Raw genomic sequence first — 17,515 nt, 5'->3', positions numbered from 1 at the left:
CAGTCAGTGACACAAGAACCAAAAGCAAAACACAAAACTTGGACTTCATGTCGATTGTATCTCCGCGACGTCTCAAAACCGAAACGTCGCGAATATGGATTTTCCTCGGTTTGGTGGTCATAGCGCAAGTGAAACACCCGGTCCCATCCCGAACCCGGAAGTTAAGCACTGTTGCGCCGATGGTACTGCGTCTTAAGGCGTGGGAGAGTAGGTCACCGCCAAACCTAGAAAAATCCATAAACACAAACGATACCAATAAAATATACCTTCAGACACAAACATCTGAAGACAAAAACGCTCAGTCACAACACGCGTGATCAAGCAGCGGCAGCCTCAGGCAACAAAACGCAATGAGGCAAAACTATACTGTCGCGGGATGGAGCAGCCCGGTAGCTCGTCAGGCTCATAACCTGAAGGTCGTAGGTTCAAATCCTACTCCCGCAACCAATATTACCAAAACATAACACATACTTACAGCCGCCTCCGGGCGGCTTCCTGCGTTTGGGACAAGCCCGCTGAAAGCACAAGGATGTAAACAGAGCCAAGAGAGGTCCTATGCTGCACCAACACCAACCCGCAGCGCGTCCAGAAAACCGGCAGTTATGATCATCTAGGTTGCTCTGCACCTGCTTCTTCTGAAAGTATCTCGAGAAAAGTTCGTCCGACGCGGTTCAGCTTGGCGCCCCTGCGAACAGCGGTTTGAACTGTTACGGGGCGGTCAAACCCACCATTTGCAATATTCTTCATTCGTCCACCGGCAACCCAGTCCTTGGCGAAGTATGATGGTAGATAGCCGACGTATCGGTCTGTCAGTATCAGCAGCGCGATCGCTTCCATTTGATGGCCGATTGCGTTTGAGGGTAGATGGCGGGTTTTAGGAGCGACGGTATCCTCATTCAGATAGGCCCGCTTGGCAAACAGTGACTGGCGTAGCTGTTTTTCCTGCTCTTCCGGGCAGTCTATGGCAAACAGCGGGTGCCCGGAACCGCAATAGAGGCAAACGGTCTCTTTGCAGATATCGTTGTAGACCAATCCAGGTTTCGGGGAATGGAAAGGGCCGATTCCGATTGGAACTTTGCCGTCAAGCACCGCGAATTCAATGTCATTTGGGGCGAGAGAGTGTAGTTCAATCTTTACATCCGGTGCCATCGCCGTGAACTTTGACAGCGAGCGCACGATTGGAGCCGAGTTATTTGAAGCCCAGTTTTCGATGACACCCAATGCGAGATGACCGAAAAGACGTCCGCGCGATCCGTCAACGGTCTCCTGAAATTCCCCGAGTGCGCCGAACAATTTCTGCGCTGCTTGGTAGACCGTGTCTCCCTTTTCGGTAACGCGAAAACCGGTTCTGCCCCGGTCGCACAGGCGCATCCCAAGCCTGGTTTCCAACTCCGATATCTGCCTGGAGATCGTAGAGGTTGCCACGTTGAGTACGACTTGGGCATTGGAAAAACCTTCGGCATCTACAACGACGCAGAACACCCGTAACAGATGAATATCGACCTTTGAAACCTGCCTTGCAACCATAGCTACTCCAATGACTGCGTCATTGAGGCCATCTTGTTTGTAATATTGTGCAAGTTCAATCCCGATTATTGTAATTTAATGCATTTGGAAAGCAGGCACATTAACCTTTGGAGAGGTCCTGCCTGTGAAGACAAGGCGGATCAACTCTGATGGAAGGTATCAACAATAAGAACAACGACAACTTGGAGAGTGAAATGAAGAGACTAGCGACTTGGACGACGAGCGCGGTGTTGGCTACGCTTGGAACAGGTGCTTTAGCCGCCGATGTGGTCATTGGTGTGCCAAACTGGCCATCGGTTCGTGTAACGGCAAATGTCCTCAAGATCGTGCTTGAGGATAATCTTGGCCTTGATGTTGAACTGCAAAACGGCAGCAATCCGATCGTCTTTGAAGCTATGGACTCCGGGGCCATGCAGGTCCATCCAGAAGTCTGGTTGCCCAACCAGGCTAATCTTCACAACACATTCGTGAAGGAAAAGGGCACTGTTGCCATGAACCCGAATGGCATACCGGCAGATCAGGCCATGTGTGTCACCAAAGGCACAGCTGAACGCACCGGCATCAAGGCGCTGTCTGAGCTGAGTGATCCCGATATGGCGGCCAATTTCGACAGCGATGGCGATGGTATGGGAGAAATCTGGATTGGTGCCGCAGGTTGGGCGTCAACCAATGTCGAGAAAATCCGTGCCAAATCCTACGGGTACGATCAGACAATGACGCTTAAGGAAATGGATGAGACCTTAGCACTCGCTGAGGTTGATGCCGCGACCGACCAAAATACCAATGTGGTGTTCTTCTGCTATACGCCGCATCACATGTTCCAGCTGTATGATCTGGTCCAGTTGGAAGAACCGCCGCATGATCCTGCACAGTGGAATGTCGCGCAGCCCACTGATGATCCGAATTGGCTGGAGAATTCCTCAGCGGCGATGGCCTGGGACAAGGCTTACCTGCATATCCACTATCAGGCTGCCATGGACGAAAGCGCGGCGGCAGTTCTGTCCAAAGTTAACCTGACCTCCGATCAAGTGTCAGCGATGGTCTATGCCTTGATCGTTGACGAAATGGATGCGGAGGTGTTTGCCCGCAAATGGGTTGAAGAGAACGCGGACCAAGTGGACAGCTGGCTGAACTGATTTCTGTTCTTTGTCGCTTGCGCCCCCGCGCGGATCTTTGACGGGTGGGGGTGTTTCTCTGTGCGGTGCTCATCATGCTCTGCATAGTTCAATATATCCAACAGGTTGATATCTATGAACGATGACGCAGTCATACGTCTGGACGGAGTATGGAAAGTTTTTGGCGAGCGCGCCGAGGAAGCAATGGAGGCGATCCAACACCGAAATCTGAGCAAGGCCGAAGTGCTGGGTGAATTTGGGTGCGTGATCGGCATCGCAGATTGCTCCTTTGAGGTGCAGAAGGGCGAGATTTTCTGTGTCATGGGGCTGTCAGGTTCTGGCAAGTCAACCATGGTGCGACACATCAATCGGCTGATTGAACCCACTACGGGCGATATTCAGGTTCTGGGCCGGGATGTACTGGCACTCAACGCCGAAGAACTGCGCGAGATGCGCGCGGTCAATTTGGGGATGGTTTTTCAGCATATGGCGCTGCTGCCGCATCGCACGGTGCGTGACAATGTGGCCTTCCCCTTGCAGATCCGAGGAGAATCCAAATCTCGTCGCTGGGAGGTATCACAGCGCTGCCTGGAACGGGTGGACCTGCAAGGATACGAAGATCGCTTTCCACGTGAGTTGTCAGGCGGCATGCAGCAAAGGGTGGGCCTGGCCCGTGCGTTGGCCTCTGACCCTGACGTTTTGCTGATGGATGAGCCGTTTTCGGCCTTGGACCCACTCATTCGCAGACAGTTGCAGGATCAGTTCATGGCGCTATCGGCGGAACTGGGAAAAACCACAGTGTTTATTACCCATGATCTGGACGAAGCGATCCGTATTGGTACGCGGATCGCCATTATGAAAGATGGGCGTATCGTTCAGATCGGCACGCCGGAGGAAATCGTAACCGAGCCTGCTGACGACTACGTTCGAGACTTCGTTGAGGGGATTTCGAAGCTCAAGCTGGTTTTTGCCCATTCAATCATGGTGCCGCTGGCAGAGTATCAGACAAAAGACTGGGAAGATCTAGCAGTCAGCCCGCGCGCTGCACACTCGACGGATTTGGATATGTTGATTGATATCTCGACAGCCACTGAGCAACCAATCGTCATCACATCGGATGATGGAACGGATGTGGGTGTCATTGATAAGCCAACTCTTCTCAAAGGTATCCAAGGGGGCAAAGCATGACCGATACAGGATTGGAAAGTGGTCCCAATGCCAACAGCACAACGGTCGCTGATTTTGTTGAGCGGAACACCAGTTACTACACTAAGGCGTTCAAAAAAATCCAAGATACGACTGGTTTCGCATGGTCATGGAACACAATGGCGGCGGTGTTCGGGCCGCTCTGGGGCGCGGCGCGCGGGGTTTGGGGTTTTTTCTGGATCTTTCTTGTTCTGGAGCTGTTTGCGCTGGTTCAGATAGGACGAGGGCTCTGGGGGGAACTTGGTGCCGACCAACTTGCCAAACTTGAGCGTGCTTTAGGGAATATCGCAAAACGTGAGGCACAGGCCGCTGAGTTGCTTGCTGCGGGAGATGCCGCGGGGGCTGACGCGAAACTGAAGATCGCAGAGAATCTGAAGAAAGTTGCCGCAAGGGCGCAAGAACAGGCTGATTTGGCAGCAGCGGAGGCAACCACCATTCTGTTGGTTGGCGTGGCGATTCTGACCTTGGTGAAGCTGCTCGAAGGGCTTTATGCCAATATTGCCTATGAGGCGCATTACCTGAAGTGGCGGGCGGATCAGGACAGTCAGCAGGTCGGTATAAAAACGTCCAGCACCGTTTTCGGTGCGATCATGATGCTGGCAATCATGCCACTTACGCTGTTGCGGTTCACGGTACGGGCACCGGATGAGATCTTGGCCAGCCTCACAGGTGGGTTTGTCGGTGAGACGATTCCGGTAACGGAGTTCCCAATCCAGCGCGAGTATTTCTCGGCCTTGTCTCGGAACGGGGATGCTGCATTCGATTGGGCTGCGGCAAATTTTTCGAATACCTTTGATGGCATTACAGCGTCCATTCGTTGGTGTCTGGACGGGTTGGAAACCCTTCTATTACAGACACCATGGCCCGTCGTTATGTTGGTGATTGTGGTCATGGCCTACCGTCTGGCAGGTCCACGTATCGCGATCTTTACAGCAGCATCATTGGCCTATCTTGCGTTTATGGGCCTCTGGGAATTGTCGATGATTACAGTAGCGTTGATCGGGGCTGGGGCGATGCTGTGCATCATTATCGGGGTGCCATTTGGTATCTGGTTCGGCAAATCAAAACGCGCTTACGCTGTCGCTGAGCCGGTTCTGGACTTTATGCAGACCATGCCGGCATTCGTTTATCTCATTCCTATCATTGCGTTTTTTGGTACTGGTAAGCCGCCAGGTGTATTGGCTACGCTGATCTTCGCGATGCCGCCGGTGATCCGGTTGACGGCATTAGGAATGCGCGGCGTACCCGACGCGACGAAGGAGGCGGCAATCGCTTTCGGATGTTCCCGCCGCCAGTTGCTGTTCAATGTTGAGTTGCCGCTTGCACTGCCGTCCATCATGACCGGGATCAATCAGACCATTTTGATGTCGCTGTCGATGGTGGTGATCGCGTCCCTTATCGGTGCTGATGGTTTGGGGGCACTTATCCTTGAATCGTTGCAATACGCAGCCAAGGGGCAGGGCCTTTTGGGCGGCCTCGCGATTTTGCTTTGTGCGATGGTGATCGATCGGATTGCGCAGGGCAGCTACCGCAAGAAAGTCGGTGAAAACTGACTCTGGAACCATTTTGACATTGCATGACAGTCGTTGTGAAAGGAGCCCCGATGTCGGATCCGCATCTGAATGCGATGATGGAAAACCTCTATTGGTGGGGTATCCCGACCTTATTCCGTTGTCCAAACTTGCCCGTTGATGGTCAGGATATTGCATTGGTCGGCGTGCCTCACTCTGCAGGCAATGGAACCACAGAGCGTGATCAGCATCTTGGCCCGCGCGCCCTTCGCAACGTGTCATCAGTACAGCGGCGTATGCACAGTGGCTTTCAGCTGGATCCCTGGAGTGCTGCGAAGATTGTTGATCTGGGCGATGTACCATTTCCGAAGGCCAACGATAATGAAGACTGTATTGATCAGATCACCAATTTCTATCAGCAGATCGACAAGGCAGGCGCGCGGCCCGTCTCCGTTGGTGGGGATCATTCGATCACCGGGGGGATCGTTCAGGCGCTTGGGTGCGGGGCGATTACAAAAGGTGAGCCGATTTGCTTTCTGCATCTCGATGCCCACACCGATGTCTTCACCAAAGTAGACCACTTCCTGGGAGCGAAGAAGTCTGCGGCCCATTGGGGGGCTTATCTGGCGGATCAGGGTAAGGTTGATCCAGCCCATTCCATGCAGATCGGTATAAGAGGCCACGCCCGGACGCTCGACTGGCTGCAGCCATCCTATGAATACGGCTACAATGTTGTGACGATGAGAGATTTCAGAAGGCGAGGTCTGGCTGACGTCGTGGCACAGATTACCGAGGTGCTGGCTGACCGCCCTGTCTATGTCACATTCGATCTGGACTGTCTGGACCCGACGATTGCACCGGGAGTGTCCAATATCGAGGCTGGTGAGAAGGGGTTCGATATTGATGAGGCCGTGGGTTTGCTACATGCGGCGCGCGGCATGAATATTGTCGGCGGGGATATCGTTTGCATGATGCCAACCAAAGATAGCCCCAATCAGATAACCGCGCTGACTGCGGGCGCCATCATGTTCGAAATCATCTCAATGATAGCTGAAAATCATTCATCCCAACGAGAGGCCTAGATTTTATGGCGTCCTTGCCTACAGATTTCTTTCATCCAGTATCCGGGATGGAGATGCCCCGGTTTGCCGGTTTGCCAACCTTTATGCGGCTGCCGCATATAACCTTAGCTGATCCGATTATTGATCAGGTGCAACTGGGCTTGGTTGGGGTGCCTTGGGATGCTGGAACAACCAACCGGCCGGGTCCGCGCCATGGTCCGCGACAGCTGCGCGATCTTTCGACCATGATCCGGGCCGGAAATCCGGTGACAGGCATCAATCCTTTTTCGATGATCAATTGCGCAGACCTTGGCGATGTCGCGCCCAACCCGGTTGATATCATCGACTGTATGGAGCGGATCAGCGCTTTCTACGCGGATCTGAAATCTCGCGACATCTTTGCGCTGACTGTCGGTGGTGATCACCTCGTTTCATTACCTGTCCTGCGGGGATTGGCTAGCGACGCGCCGGTGGGTCTCATTCAGTTTGATAGTCATACCGACCTCTTTGACAGCTATTTTGGTGGAAACAAATATACTCATGGCACCCCCTTTCGCCGTGCAATCGAAGAAGGATTGGTCGATCCGAAGCGGATGGTGCAGATCGGTATCCGAGGCACTGCTTACAACACCGAAGATGTCGAATGGGGGCGGGCACAGGGTGTGAGAATCATCCGAATTGAGGAATTTTTCGATCGCGGCGTCTCGGACGTCATGAGTGAAGTTCGAGAGATTGTCGGTGACCAGCCGACCTACTGCACATATGATATCGATTTCGTTGATCCAGCTTTCGCACCTGGCACGGGGACACCTGAGGTTGGCGGGCCGAACAGCTTTCAGGCCTTGCAGGTGGTGCGTGAGCTCGCAGGCATTCAGCTTGTGGGTGCCGATCTGGTTGAGGTGTCGCCTCCGTTTGACACAAACGGAAACACCGCGTGGCTTGGGGCGTCGATCCTATTTGAGATGCTCTGTGTCTGTGCCGGAGCGATTTCGCGACGATGAGCTGCTACGAAAGAGGTGTTTCTAATGAAAATCCCGGCTGGGGAAGAGGCGCTTGGCCTGATCTCTCGGATGCATCGCACGGGCGGGATATCTGGTCCGTTTAGGCGTGTCGTCGGCGCGGGGACCCTCGGACTGAATCGCACCGTCCAGCGGGTGGCCTAGCTCCGATAATCTGGCAGATTCATCCTCAATATTTTGTGCGATGACGTGGACGACGGCGCCCTCTCGCTGAAGGTATCCCGTTACGCATAAGAGGCGTCCACCCATGACAATGCGCCGAAAGCGTTCGTATATCTTTTTCCAAACCACAACGTTGCAAACGCCTGTTTCGTCTTCAAGGGTCAGAAATATAACGCCAGAAGCAGTTCCCGGTCGTTGCCTCGTGATGACGAGACCGCCTACCGAGACGCGCTGCAGGGGAGCCTTTATCAGCTGGTCATTGCAGGTCAGACCAGGAAGGGTTGGGCGTAGCAGCTCCATTGGGTGTGCCCGCAAGCTCAGGCGCATGGACACATAGTCTTCGACGACTTCTTCCCCTAGGTGCATTCTTGGCAGTATGACATCCGGTTCGGTAATGGCCTCGCCGTCCAATTGATCGTTGAACAGGGGTAACGGCGCTGGTGTCGTGATAGACTTCACCTGCCAAAGTGCATCCCGCCGCGAGATGCCCATCGACGAAAAGGCGTCAGCTTCTGCCAAACGTTCCAGTGCTGCGGGCACCAGGCCTGCACGTAGCCAGAGATGTTCGGGGTCAATATAGCCATTCCCGCGCGCTGCAATGATCCAGCCTGCGTCATCTTCCTTGAAGCCTTTAATCTGGCGAAACCCCAGACGTAGAGCCAAGGTCCCATCCGGGCGGCGCTCAAGTGAGTTGTCCCATTGGGACTGGTTTACACAGATTGGGCGCACCTCGATGCCATGATCACGCACATCACGGACAATCTGTGCCGGTGCATAGAATCCCATGGGCTGAGAGTTGAGCAGAGCACAGGCAAAAATGGCCGGATGATGACATTTCAACCAAGCTGAAACATAGGCCAGCATAGCAAAGGCTGCGGCATGGCTTTCCGGAAAACCGTAATCGGCAAATCCCTCGATTTGACCGAAACATCGTTCTGCGATTTCTCTACTGTAGTTGTTCTTAAGCATACCTGCGATGAACTTGTCGCGATATTTGCCGATCGTTCCCATACGCCGAAACGAGGCGAGAGATCTGCGCAGATGGTCAGCCTCTTCCGCTGAAAACCCCGCGCCCACAACCGCAATTTGCAAGGCTTGCTCTTGAAACAGGGGCACCCCCTCGGTGCGTCTGGTAACCTGTTCCAGTTCAGGCCCGAAGGGATCTGATTTTTCCAAACCGTTCCGCCTTCGGATGTAGGGCCTGACCATATCTCCCTGAATAGGGCCGGGGCGGACGATGGCGACCTCGATAACCAGGTCATAGAATTTGCGCGGGCGCATCCGGGGCAAAAAGTTCATCTGTGCCCGACTTTCGACCTGAAATACCCCCACCGCATCCGCCGCACAGAGCATGTCGTATGTCGCGTCATCTTTCTGTGGGATGGTCGCGATGCTGTGAGTGATGTTCTCATGTTGCTGCATCAAGGCAAATGCCTTGCGAAGACAGGTGAGCATGCCCAGTGCAAGAATATCCACCTTGAGAATGCGCAGGGCATCAATATCATCTTTGTCCCAACAGATGACGGTGCGATCTTCCATCGCGGCATTCTCAATCGGGGCCAGTTCATCCAGTCGTCCGCTTGTTATGACAAAACCACCCACGTGCTGGGAAAGATGGCGCGGGAAGCCGATGATCTCGCCGATCAGGCGAATTGTCTGCATCAGGCGACGGTCTTCAAGATTGAGCCCCAATTCTTGGATGCGCTCCAGATCGACACTGCCATTGCTCATGCCCCAAATCTGTCCTGACAGACCTGCCGTTACATCTTGGCTAAGCCCCATCACCTTCCCAACCTCGCGAATGGCAGCCCGCGTGCGGAAGTGAATAACTGTCGCGCAGAGGCCCGCACGATGGCGGCCATATTTCTGATAAATCCACTGGATGACCTCTTCGCGCCGCTCATGTTCGAAATCCACATCAATGTCTGGTGGCTCTCCTCGGTGTTTTGAGACAAAGCGCTCAAAAACCATGGCGATCATATCGGGGCTGACATCTGTAATACCTAAGAGATAGCAAAGGATGGAATTGGCTGCAGACCCGCGCCCCTGGCAAAGTATGCCTTTGGACTTGGCGAATTGTACGATGTCGTGAACGGTCAGAAAATAGGCGGGAAATTCTAGATCTTTGACTGCTGACAGTTCCTTTTCCATCAGCTTTATTGCGCGATCCGGCGGGCCATCCGGATAGCGCCGTTTTAGCCCTTCTTGTGCGAGGCGCTCCAAACGGTCCTGCGGTGTTTCCCCTTCTGCCTCCTCATGGGGATACTCATAGGACAGCTCGCTCAGATCGAAATTACATCTGTTGGCAATTTCCGCAGTGCGACGTAGCGCGGCAGGATGATCACGAAAAATGCGTGCCATATCTGCACCGGCCTTCAGACGGCGCTCCGCGTTGGGTAAAGCCCGTGTCCCGATATCGTCAATGTTGATATTTTCACGCATGCAGGTCAGCACATCTGCAAGTTGCCTGCGGTTGGCCCGGTGCATCAGCACATCGCCGACGGCAACCATTGGAGCACATGTCGTCTGTGCTAATTTTGCACAAGCCGCCAGATAAGCCTGATCGCTGCCGTCATAGCGAGGGGTCGCGCCTAGGAACACATGGTTCGGAAATTGCCTTCCTATCTTCTGAATATCCGAAACAGCGTTGCCTAACGTCTCTTTGGGTAGGGCAATCAGGATCATACCTTTGCAGGCGTCAATCATGTCCTCAGCATAAAGAAGACATTGCCCTTTTTCAGCGCGCCGTTTTCCTAAGGTGAGCAGACGTGCCAGTCTTTTGTAGGCGGAATGATCACAGGGCAGGGCAATCCAATCCACAGCACAGTTTTGTAATATCAGACGGCAGCCAACGATGAGCTTTGGGAAGATGGGTGTCGTGGGTTTGGGAAGAGCGGATGTATGCCCGATCTCTTGCCGGGACGACGAGTCGACCTGGTGCTGTGATCGGATCTTCAATGCGTCTTGGGGGTCGCGTTTCAGTTCTTTTAGCGCACTCCAGGCACGCACAACCCCCGCAAGTGAGTTGTGGTCTGTAATCGCAAGTGCCGAGAGGCCCAACTCTGCCGCCCGTACGATAAGTTCTTCGGGGTGAGAGGCACCGGTTAAAAAGGTGAAATTCGTGGTGACACAAAGCTCCGCATAATCCGGGGCATCAATGTGTTTGGCCAACATCTCGCGCTGGAATGCTTCGACAGGACGGTGGGTTCTGTTCACTTCAATCATGCGAATTCTCCCTGAACGAACCAGCCAGGGTTCTGAGGTGTATAAAATAGCCAGAGGCGTCTCCCCTGGGTCGTCTCCACTCTCCAATAATCGCGCATACCGGACCGCCAGTTTTCGTCTTCCAACCACCATTCGGGAGTGATGCGTTCAGGGCCGATCATGTGGCCTGTGGTCAATGAAATCCGGCGCCAACGGAAATGGTTTGGGGGATAGGGGCCCCTGCCCGCAATCGGTTCGGGTGGAAATAGGCAGAGCGGGCGTGGGGTCTTACACATCCAGCCACTGGCTGCGTCTGAATAGGCCGCCGGTGAAACGATGAAACTACGCTCCGGAATATGGCTGTCAGCGGGTAGAAAGCGCTGAATGTTCTCGAGTCCGATCCGTGTTCCGATCCGTGTGATCAGGTCCTCCAACCGGTCTTCGCCGTCACCTGCGACGTGAGACATTTGTTGCGTCGGCAAGGCTTCTGTCTGGGTTGCTTCGAGGCGCAGTTGATCAATGCCAAAGCCTGCATCCATTTCAGCCAACCCCTTTTCAAACAGGGGCAGAATCCTCTGGGGATCACGCAAGGCGCGGGCCAGACGTAATTCCACCTCTTGTTGATCCAGATCTACGCGCCGCAGTGTAATGACAAAGATGCGCGCACCCATTTCATGGGTTTTCAATTTGGCACAGAGCTGTGTCAGCAACCTTTCCGCACCAGCCATGACATCACTGAGAAGACCGATTGGCTCTGGCAATGTCATACGGACCTCGTAGTGAGGTGGAGCTACCAATGGAGTGATTTCTTCAGCTTGGTGGCCCAAAGCCTGATCAAGCCTCATCAATACATTGGCTCCAAAACGGCGGGCCAGCGGGGCGCGAGGCGTTGTTGCGAGATCTCCAATCTTACGCAGGCCCACTCTGACCAGCGCTGTTGTTGTTTTCTCATCAAGACGCAGGGCTGCAACGGGCAGGTGCTGAAGAGCGGGCAACATATCCCCGGTTGCAGCCTGTCCCTCGCCGTAATGCGCCAGGGCCCAAGCCGCCCCGCGTGTGTCAGCCAGGCCGATCTGCGCGGATAGACCGGCCCGCATCAAACCGCTGCGTATAGCATTCAAGATACCGGTTTCCCCCCCGAAAAGGTGGGAGGACCCACTGATATCGAGCACTAAACCATCGCGCCCCTCTAGGCCCACCCACGGGCAATAGCGGGTGGCCCAGCGGCGCAGGAGCAGCAAAAACTGTTGGTCCCGGTAAATGTCCGCTTCTGCTGTTTGAAGGTCTGGACAAAAGGCACGGGCATCTGAGTGGGCCATGCCCTGATGCAAACCTTGTCGCGTGGCTTCTGCATTGAGGCAATAGAGGCGGTTTGTGTTGCTGTGTTTGATCGTAAGCGCAAAAGGACCGGACAGTGGGTACTGCCGAAGAAACCGGTCACTCGCGAACCGGTGAAACCATATCGACACGACGCGACGCGCGATTCCATCGAACATGCCAAGATCCACTTGTTCCTGATTTGTTCTTAATAAGTCTCCAGTGGAAATGAGTCGAGTCTCGTGCCTGAAATATCGGATCGCAGCGCCAGCGAGTTTCGGCAGCATTGCTTCCCATGCCTTCGGGAATAAGGCAAAGCCCGGTGGTGTTTCCGGCCTTCGCTGCAAGCTGGAGCCGTCGACCGGCGGTCAGACTGAGTGGTTTGCTGATGTCGATCACGACCAGAGTGACTGCGCGCTCCTGCAGCGCTTCTTCTGCACTGGCGAGGCCGTCGGCCTGATGCTTCACATTTGCGACCAACAGTTGAGACGGGTCTGTAAACTCCCTCAAACCCAGCGGATTAATGTGCTCCAGACGATGGCTCTCGCGTATCCATAATGTCGGACCGCGAACCTGTGCCATCAAAATAGCAAGAAACCCAAAGCTGCCCGGACCGCACACCTCATGAACGCGTCCGCGTTTAAGAGGAAAATAGGGAAGGTCCAAAGAGGTCATAATCGAATTATATCGCGTTCCGCAGTTATGCAAAAGCCAGAGCCCGACAGGAAGTCACGCCGGAAGCCATACGCAGGAGAAAATTCGCTTCACGGAACGACAGGTTGTGCCAGGAATGCCTTCCTTCCAGAATAGGGTGAAACCCCCTAATTAGAGACTGTTCAGAACCTTCTCCGCGCTTATGAGATACTCCTGTTGCTTCTCCGCGGACATTCTGTCCCAGGTTCGATAGGGCTGCATCAGGCGCGGGTTTTTTGACAGTTTCTCACGGTTGCGGATCAGGAAATCCCAATAAAGCGGATTGAACGGGCAGGCTTTGGGGCCGGTTTTCTGTTTTACGTCGTATGCACATGTTGTGCAGTAGTTCGACATCTTGTTGATATAATTGCCGCTGGCGGCATAGGGTTTGGAGCCTAAGAGGCCGCCATCAGCGAATTGGCTCATACCGATGACATTTGGGGATTCGACCCATTCATAGGCGTCGGCATAGACGGCCAGATACCATTCGTGGACCTGATGCGGGTCTATTCCTGCCAGCATTGCGAAATTTCCGGTGACCATCAGGCGCTGAATATGATGGGCATAGGCTTCGTCCTGGGTCTGGGTGATGGCGGCGGCCATGCAGGCCATCTTGGTCTCTCCGCTCCAATAAAACTCCGGCAGATCTCGCCCTGCGCCGAGGGCATTTTCGGAGGTGTATCCAGGCATCTTCAGCCAGTAGATCCCGCGCATGTACTCGCGCCAGCCGATAATCTGGCGAATGAAGCCTTCAACCGCGTTGAGAGGAGCATGGCCCTCATAAAAAGCGCGTTCGGCCCGGCGGCAGACCTCAAGCGGATTGAGCAAGCCGATATTGATGTATTGAGACAACAGGGAGTGATAGAGAAACGGCTCTCCGTCCAGCATCGCATCCTGATAATCTCCAAACAGCGGTAGCGCCGCATCAATAAAATGATCAAGTGCCTTGAGAGCCGCTGCCCGGGTGACCGCGAACCAAAACGGTGTCAGCCGCCCGAAATTACTGGGAAACCTGTGTTCCACTAATTCCAGCACGTCTTGCGTGATACGATCCGGATCGCAGCGCACCGGCTTGGGCATGAACATGTCGTTCTGTGCCGGTTTGCGGTTCTCTGAGTCATAGTTCCATTTACCACCCTCAGGGGCGTCCCCTTGCATCAACAGGCCGGTTTTGCGCCGCATGTCGCGATAGAAATATTCCATGCGCAGCTGCTTGCGTCCCTCTGCCCAACTGCGAAACATGTCGTGGCTGGCCAGAAATCGGCTGTCATCCAGCATGGTTATCCTGGCTGGTCCGGACCATGTGTTCAGCGCCTCTTTGAGACGATATTCGCCAGGTTCAGTCACCAGCACTTCGGTTGCGGTGAACTGCTCCAAAGCCCGGTCCAATTCGCCTATAAGGCTGCCGGAATTGTCTGGGTCATCTAGGTAGACATATTGCAGGTTCCAGCCCGCAGCGGTCAGCTCATCCGCAAAGTGCCGCATGGCAGAAAAAACAAAAGCGAGCTTTTTCTTGTGATGAGGGACATAGCTCGCCTCCTCTGCGACCTCGGCCATCAACAGGCGGTCTTTTTGAGGATCACCGATCTGGAGTGAGGGGAGATCATGTGACAGCTGATCACCCAAGATCAGAATGATCCGGCCTGCTTCACGGCTGTCTTGAGGTGTCGTTTGGTTTGTCATGTCCGATGCTCCGCTGATCTGCCAGCAGATAGCGTAACCGGGGATGCTGACAACGCCTGAGCGGCTGGGTCATAGTGATGCGCGGCGGATCATCCTTTTTAGAGCCTAATATTCTGAAATCGCGGGGCCTCGCAGTCTTCCTCCCGCCTCAGGAGGCTTGGCTATAACGCACGCCCTCCGGTTTATGAGCGTCAAACGCGCTGGCAATAATCCGGGTCAGCGCGCGGCCTTCGGGCTCAATAGTTAGGGCATCATCCGTCAATGTGACCAGATCGCCATAGGCCGCTGTAACGGCTGTCAGATCTGCGGTCAGCTGTTGGGTCTGTGGCCCGAACCGGTGCTGCAGTTCGCTACGGTCCAAACGGAAGTCGCACATCAGCATCTCAATAGCCCGGGCGCGCATCTTGTCGATCGGAGTGAGTTGATGACCGCGTGTCCCGGCCAGATCGCCCGCTTCGACCCTTTGAATATATGCAGCGGTGGCCGCTGCATTTTGCACGTAGCCCCCGTCGAAACGCGAGATTGAGGAGGCCCCAACACCGATCAGCGTCGGGCAATGATCATCTGTGTAACCTTGAAAGTTTCGCCGCAGATGTCCGCTATTGCGGGCCAAGTTCAATCCATCCTGCGATCGTGCAAAATGGTCGATGCCGATATTCGCAAATCCCGCAGATTGGAATTTTTTGGCGGCCAGCTCAGCCAGATGATACCGGGTCTCATCACCAGGCAGGGCAGTATCATCAATCAGCTTCTGCCGTTTGGCCACCCATGGGACATGAGCATATCCGAAAAGAGCGACCCGGTCCGGCGCCAATGTCAGCACCTTGTCTACAGTATCTGCAATGCGCGTGGCATCCTGATGCGGCAGGCCGTAGACAAGATCGGTATTCAATGAATGAATGCCTGCGGCACGCAGATCCGCAACGCAGGCGGCCGTCACGTCAAAAGGCTGGATCCGCCCGATGGCGGTTTGCACTTCGGGATCAAAATCCTGAATACCGATGCTTGCACGGTTCATACCTTCTTTCGCAAGCGCGGCGATTTTGTCGCGATCCACCATTGTGGGGTCAATCTCGACCGAGAATTCCCAATCAGCCGTCGGAGGGATTGCAGATTTTATTGATTGGGCCAGTCGGTGGATGAGAGCTGGAGGCAGGATTGTTGGTGTGCCACCGCCCCAGTGCAGACGGCCCATTTGCAGCCCCTCGGGTAGAGTTTCAGCGATCAGGGAAAGCTCTTTTTCGACAGTGCCGATATAGCTTTCCACGGGACTAAGGGTTTGCGTGCCCTGGGTTCGGCAGGCACAGAACCAGCACAACCGCTCGCAAAATGGGACATGGATATAGACCGAGACAGGGACTGCAGGATCCAGCGCCGTCAATTGGGCTTTTTGGAAGGCAGCAGCTACCGCCGTGCTGAACACTGGCGCGGTGGGGTAGGAGGTGTAGCGGGGCACGCGGCTGTCAAAAAGTCCCAGCGCGCGAAGGCGGTCAATCTGTTTCATATCGCCAGATATGACCGATTCCGGGCAGTGTGACTTTGCGCGAAATCAAATCTCAGTAGGGCAGGGGCGAGACGCCGATTACCCCTTCGTGCAGGTGCAGTGTGCCGATCCAGAGCAGCAGACCGATCGCAATACGCAGACAGAGACCCCGCAGATGGTGTCGCCGCCAGTTCGGATCACCCATCGGCTTGAGTGAAAAAAGCGCAGTATGGGCGAAATACGCTGCCGCTCCCGGACCCAAGGCAGTTGTCGCTTTGGCGTCGAAGAGCAGGATCGCAGCGCTCGCAAGAAATAAAGAACCGCCAAAGACAATAGCATGAGCCAGATCGCCATTGGCTAGAAGATGTGACAACGACCAAAGCAGCAGAGCCAACAAGAGCGGGTGGCGGCTCAGCGCGGCTCGGCCAAGGCCATTCTGCGCCGGATCGGCGTTGCGGTTTCCTCCCAGCGTGTAGGGTGTGTCCACCCCCAAGCCCCAGACGGCCAGTACAAAGACCAGGGGCATGGTCAGCATAGGCGCCCAGCGGGTCCAATCGAGAGGCGGCCAAAGCTCGACATAGGGCGCCTGCGCCGCCGCGACGATCACCCAGCCAAACAGTACCAGCGACAAGAGCCCGTAGACTGAGAAATAAATCTTGCGGCCCAGGGATGCGATCAGCCGCCCGCGCAGATCGGCGAGCCGCGGCAGAAAATGACTGACGGTGAACACCATCATAGCGAGGGCAAAGCCGGTCCAATCGTTTGTCATCTATAATGTCCTAACCCGGCGAATACGGTGTGACAGCGCGCGGTTCATTCTGTTTACGTCTGTGGCGGATCTACAGTGCGAACCGCGTCAGGATGCGCCATCGCAAAGGCCGGGTTCTCAGCGCATGTGGCCTCTATCATCATGAGACGCGGCAGATCGTCGAAAGCCACCCCCCAGCGGCGCGCGTTGTAGAGCTGCGGTATGAGGCAGAGATCCGCAAGCCCCGGATGATCGCCAGTGCAATAGGGGGCAACCGGATATTCCTCCAGCAGTGCGTTGAAGGCAACAAGTCCCGGGCGAATAAAATATCGCATCCAGTCCGCAGGCATGTCGACTGGATGTGCGGCTGGGACGGCAGCGGACCCTGTGCACAGACCACTGGCATGGCGGGCAACTTTCAGATTGCAGACCGGATGCAGGTCGACGGCGATGGCCTGCGCCAAGGCTTGAGCCAAGGCGCGCTCTGCCGGGGCGCGCGGCAGTAAATCCAGATGCCGGGTCTGGTCAAGATAGTCCAGAATGGCCAGTGACTGTGTCAGCCGCAGTCCGTCGATCTCCAGCACCGGCACCAGACCTTGGGGGTTGCGGGCCAGATGTTCGGGGCTGGCCTGCTCGCCCTTGACCAAATCGACCGTCACGGCCTCATAGGCGATACCCGCCAAGTTCAGCGCAATGCGGACCCGGTAGCTGGCCGATGATCGCCAGTAGTCGTATAATATGACGTCAGACATTCCGCTTCCCCTACATTGCGCATGTTACAGGCCG

General features: G+C 55.0%; 13 protein-coding genes, 1 tRNA gene and 1 rRNA gene. 7 read left to right on the top strand and 8 right to left on the bottom strand.

The annotated features are described in order from the left end of the window. Window positions 1-109: 109 nt before the first annotated feature. Both rrf and D1820_RS10960 read left to right on the top strand, forming a co-directional pair. A 5S ribosomal RNA gene (gene rrf / locus D1820_RS10965) occupies window positions 110-224 on the top strand. A 146-nt stretch (window positions 225-370) separates the two neighbouring features. Continuing rightward, window positions 371-447: transfer RNA gene (locus D1820_RS10960), tRNA-Met, on the top strand. Window positions 448-606: 159 nt separating this feature from the next. On the opposite strand, the gene D1820_RS10955 is transcribed toward D1820_RS10960, so the two are convergent. After that, on the bottom strand, window positions 607-1,527 hold the full coding sequence (locus D1820_RS10955; RefSeq protein ID WP_118069020.1) for a LysR family transcriptional regulator: 921 nt from the start codon (window positions 1,525-1,527) through the stop codon (window positions 607-609). A gap of 194 nt (window positions 1,528-1,721) precedes the next feature. Between D1820_RS10955 and D1820_RS10950 the strand changes: the two genes are divergently transcribed. From D1820_RS10950 to speB, 5 genes are all read left to right on the top strand, one after another. After that, window positions 1,722-2,663 carry a glycine betaine ABC transporter substrate-binding protein gene (locus D1820_RS10950; protein WP_096873223.1) on the top strand — a complete coding sequence of 314 codons (942 nt, stop codon included), beginning with the start codon at window positions 1,722-1,724 and terminating at the stop codon, window positions 2,661-2,663. Window positions 2,664-2,777: 114 nt separating this feature from the next. Continuing rightward, window positions 2,778-3,830, top strand: a complete 1,053-nt coding sequence (locus D1820_RS10945) for a glycine betaine/L-proline ABC transporter ATP-binding protein (RefSeq protein ID WP_118069019.1) — start codon at window positions 2,778-2,780, stop codon at window positions 3,828-3,830. Next, window positions 3,827-5,401: a proline/glycine betaine ABC transporter permease gene (locus D1820_RS10940; protein WP_118069017.1), complete on the top strand. Its 1,575-nt coding sequence runs from the start codon at window positions 3,827-3,829 to the stop codon at window positions 5,399-5,401. The genes D1820_RS10945 and D1820_RS10940 overlap by 4 nt, the downstream gene beginning before the upstream one ends. 50 nt (window positions 5,402-5,451) lie before the next feature. Beyond that, entirely contained in the window at window positions 5,452-6,441 is a 990-nt protein-coding gene (locus tag D1820_RS10935; protein WP_118069015.1) for an arginase family protein, read from the top strand. Between the two features lie 5 nt (window positions 6,442-6,446). Next, on the top strand, window positions 6,447-7,421 hold the full coding sequence (gene speB, locus D1820_RS10930; RefSeq protein ID WP_118069014.1) for an agmatinase: 975 nt from the start codon (window positions 6,447-6,449) through the stop codon (window positions 7,419-7,421). A 21-nt stretch (window positions 7,422-7,442) separates the two neighbouring features. On the opposite strand, the gene D1820_RS10925 is transcribed toward speB, so the two are convergent. From D1820_RS10925 to maiA, 7 genes are all read right to left on the bottom strand, one after another. After that, window positions 7,443-10,826, bottom strand: coding sequence for an error-prone DNA polymerase (locus D1820_RS10925; protein WP_118069012.1), 3,384 nt, complete (start codon window positions 10,824-10,826; stop codon window positions 7,443-7,445). Beyond that, a complete protein-coding gene (locus tag D1820_RS10920) occupies window positions 10,823-12,301 on the bottom strand; it encodes a DNA polymerase Y family protein (RefSeq protein ID WP_205521378.1) in 1,479 nt (492 codons plus the stop codon). The genes D1820_RS10925 and D1820_RS10920 overlap by 4 nt, the downstream gene beginning before the upstream one ends. After that, window positions 12,243-12,797 carry an ImuA family protein gene (locus D1820_RS10915; RefSeq protein ID WP_118069011.1) on the bottom strand — a complete coding sequence of 185 codons (555 nt, stop codon included), beginning with the start codon at window positions 12,795-12,797 and terminating at the stop codon, window positions 12,243-12,245. Before D1820_RS10915 ends, D1820_RS10920 begins: the two co-directional genes overlap by 59 nt. A gap of 150 nt (window positions 12,798-12,947) precedes the next feature. Further along, window positions 12,948-14,498 carry a cryptochrome/photolyase family protein gene (locus D1820_RS10910; RefSeq protein ID WP_118069009.1) on the bottom strand — a complete coding sequence of 517 codons (1,551 nt, stop codon included), beginning with the start codon at window positions 14,496-14,498 and terminating at the stop codon, window positions 12,948-12,950. A gap of 148 nt (window positions 14,499-14,646) precedes the next feature. Then, window positions 14,647-16,002 carry an oxygen-independent coproporphyrinogen III oxidase gene (gene hemN, locus D1820_RS10905; protein WP_118069008.1) on the bottom strand — a complete coding sequence of 452 codons (1,356 nt, stop codon included), beginning with the start codon at window positions 16,000-16,002 and terminating at the stop codon, window positions 14,647-14,649. Window positions 16,003-16,054: 52 nt separating this feature from the next. Continuing rightward, a complete protein-coding gene (locus D1820_RS10900) occupies window positions 16,055-16,750 on the bottom strand; it encodes an NnrU family protein (protein WP_118069007.1) in 696 nt (231 codons plus the stop codon). Window positions 16,751-16,803: 53 nt separating this feature from the next. Continuing rightward, a complete protein-coding gene (maiA, locus tag D1820_RS10895; RefSeq protein WP_118069005.1) occupies window positions 16,804-17,481 on the bottom strand; it encodes a maleylacetoacetate isomerase in 678 nt (225 codons plus the stop codon). Between the last annotated feature and the right edge of the window lie 34 nt (window positions 17,482-17,515).

The sequence above is a fragment of the Phaeobacter sp. LSS9 genome (assembly GCF_003443595.1).
Classification (GTDB): Bacteria; Pseudomonadota; Alphaproteobacteria; order Rhodobacterales; family Rhodobacteraceae; genus Phaeobacter; species Phaeobacter piscinae.
Note: the sequence above shows the minus strand (reverse complement) of the source record. Positions and strands in the feature narration are given on the sequence as shown.

Coding starts and splice junctions, on each gene's coding strand:
- D1820_RS10950 (WP_096873223.1), top strand. CDS start 1,722: ATGAAGAGACTAGCGACTTGGACGACGAGCGCGGTGTTGGCTACGCTT.
- speB (WP_118069014.1), top strand. CDS start 6,447: ATGGCGTCCTTGCCTACAGATTTCTTTCATCCAGTATCCGGGATGGAG.
- hemN (WP_118069008.1), bottom strand. CDS start 16,002: ATGAAACAGATTGACCGCCTTCGCGCGCTGGGACTTTTTGACAGCCGC.
- D1820_RS10945 (WP_118069019.1), top strand. CDS start 2,778: ATGAACGATGACGCAGTCATACGTCTGGACGGAGTATGGAAAGTTTTT.
- D1820_RS10940 (WP_118069017.1), top strand. CDS start 3,827: ATGACCGATACAGGATTGGAAAGTGGTCCCAATGCCAACAGCACAACG.
- D1820_RS10915 (WP_118069011.1), bottom strand. CDS start 12,797: ATGACCTCTTTGGACCTTCCCTATTTTCCTCTTAAACGCGGACGCGTT.
- D1820_RS10920 (WP_205521378.1), bottom strand. CDS start 12,301: ATGTTCGATGGAATCGCGCGTCGCGTCGTGTCGATATGGTTTCACCGG.
- D1820_RS10910 (WP_118069009.1), bottom strand. CDS start 14,498: ATGACAAACCAAACGACACCTCAAGACAGCCGTGAAGCAGGCCGGATC.
- D1820_RS10925 (WP_118069012.1), bottom strand. CDS start 10,826: ATGATTGAAGTGAACAGAACCCACCGTCCTGTCGAAGCATTCCAGCGC.
- D1820_RS10955 (WP_118069020.1), bottom strand. CDS start 1,527: ATGGTTGCAAGGCAGGTTTCAAAGGTCGATATTCATCTGTTACGGGTG.
- D1820_RS10935 (WP_118069015.1), top strand. CDS start 5,452: ATGTCGGATCCGCATCTGAATGCGATGATGGAAAACCTCTATTGGTGG.
- D1820_RS10900 (WP_118069007.1), bottom strand. CDS start 16,750: ATGACAAACGATTGGACCGGCTTTGCCCTCGCTATGATGGTGTTCACC.
- maiA (WP_118069005.1), bottom strand. CDS start 17,481: ATGTCTGACGTCATATTATACGACTACTGGCGATCATCGGCCAGCTAC.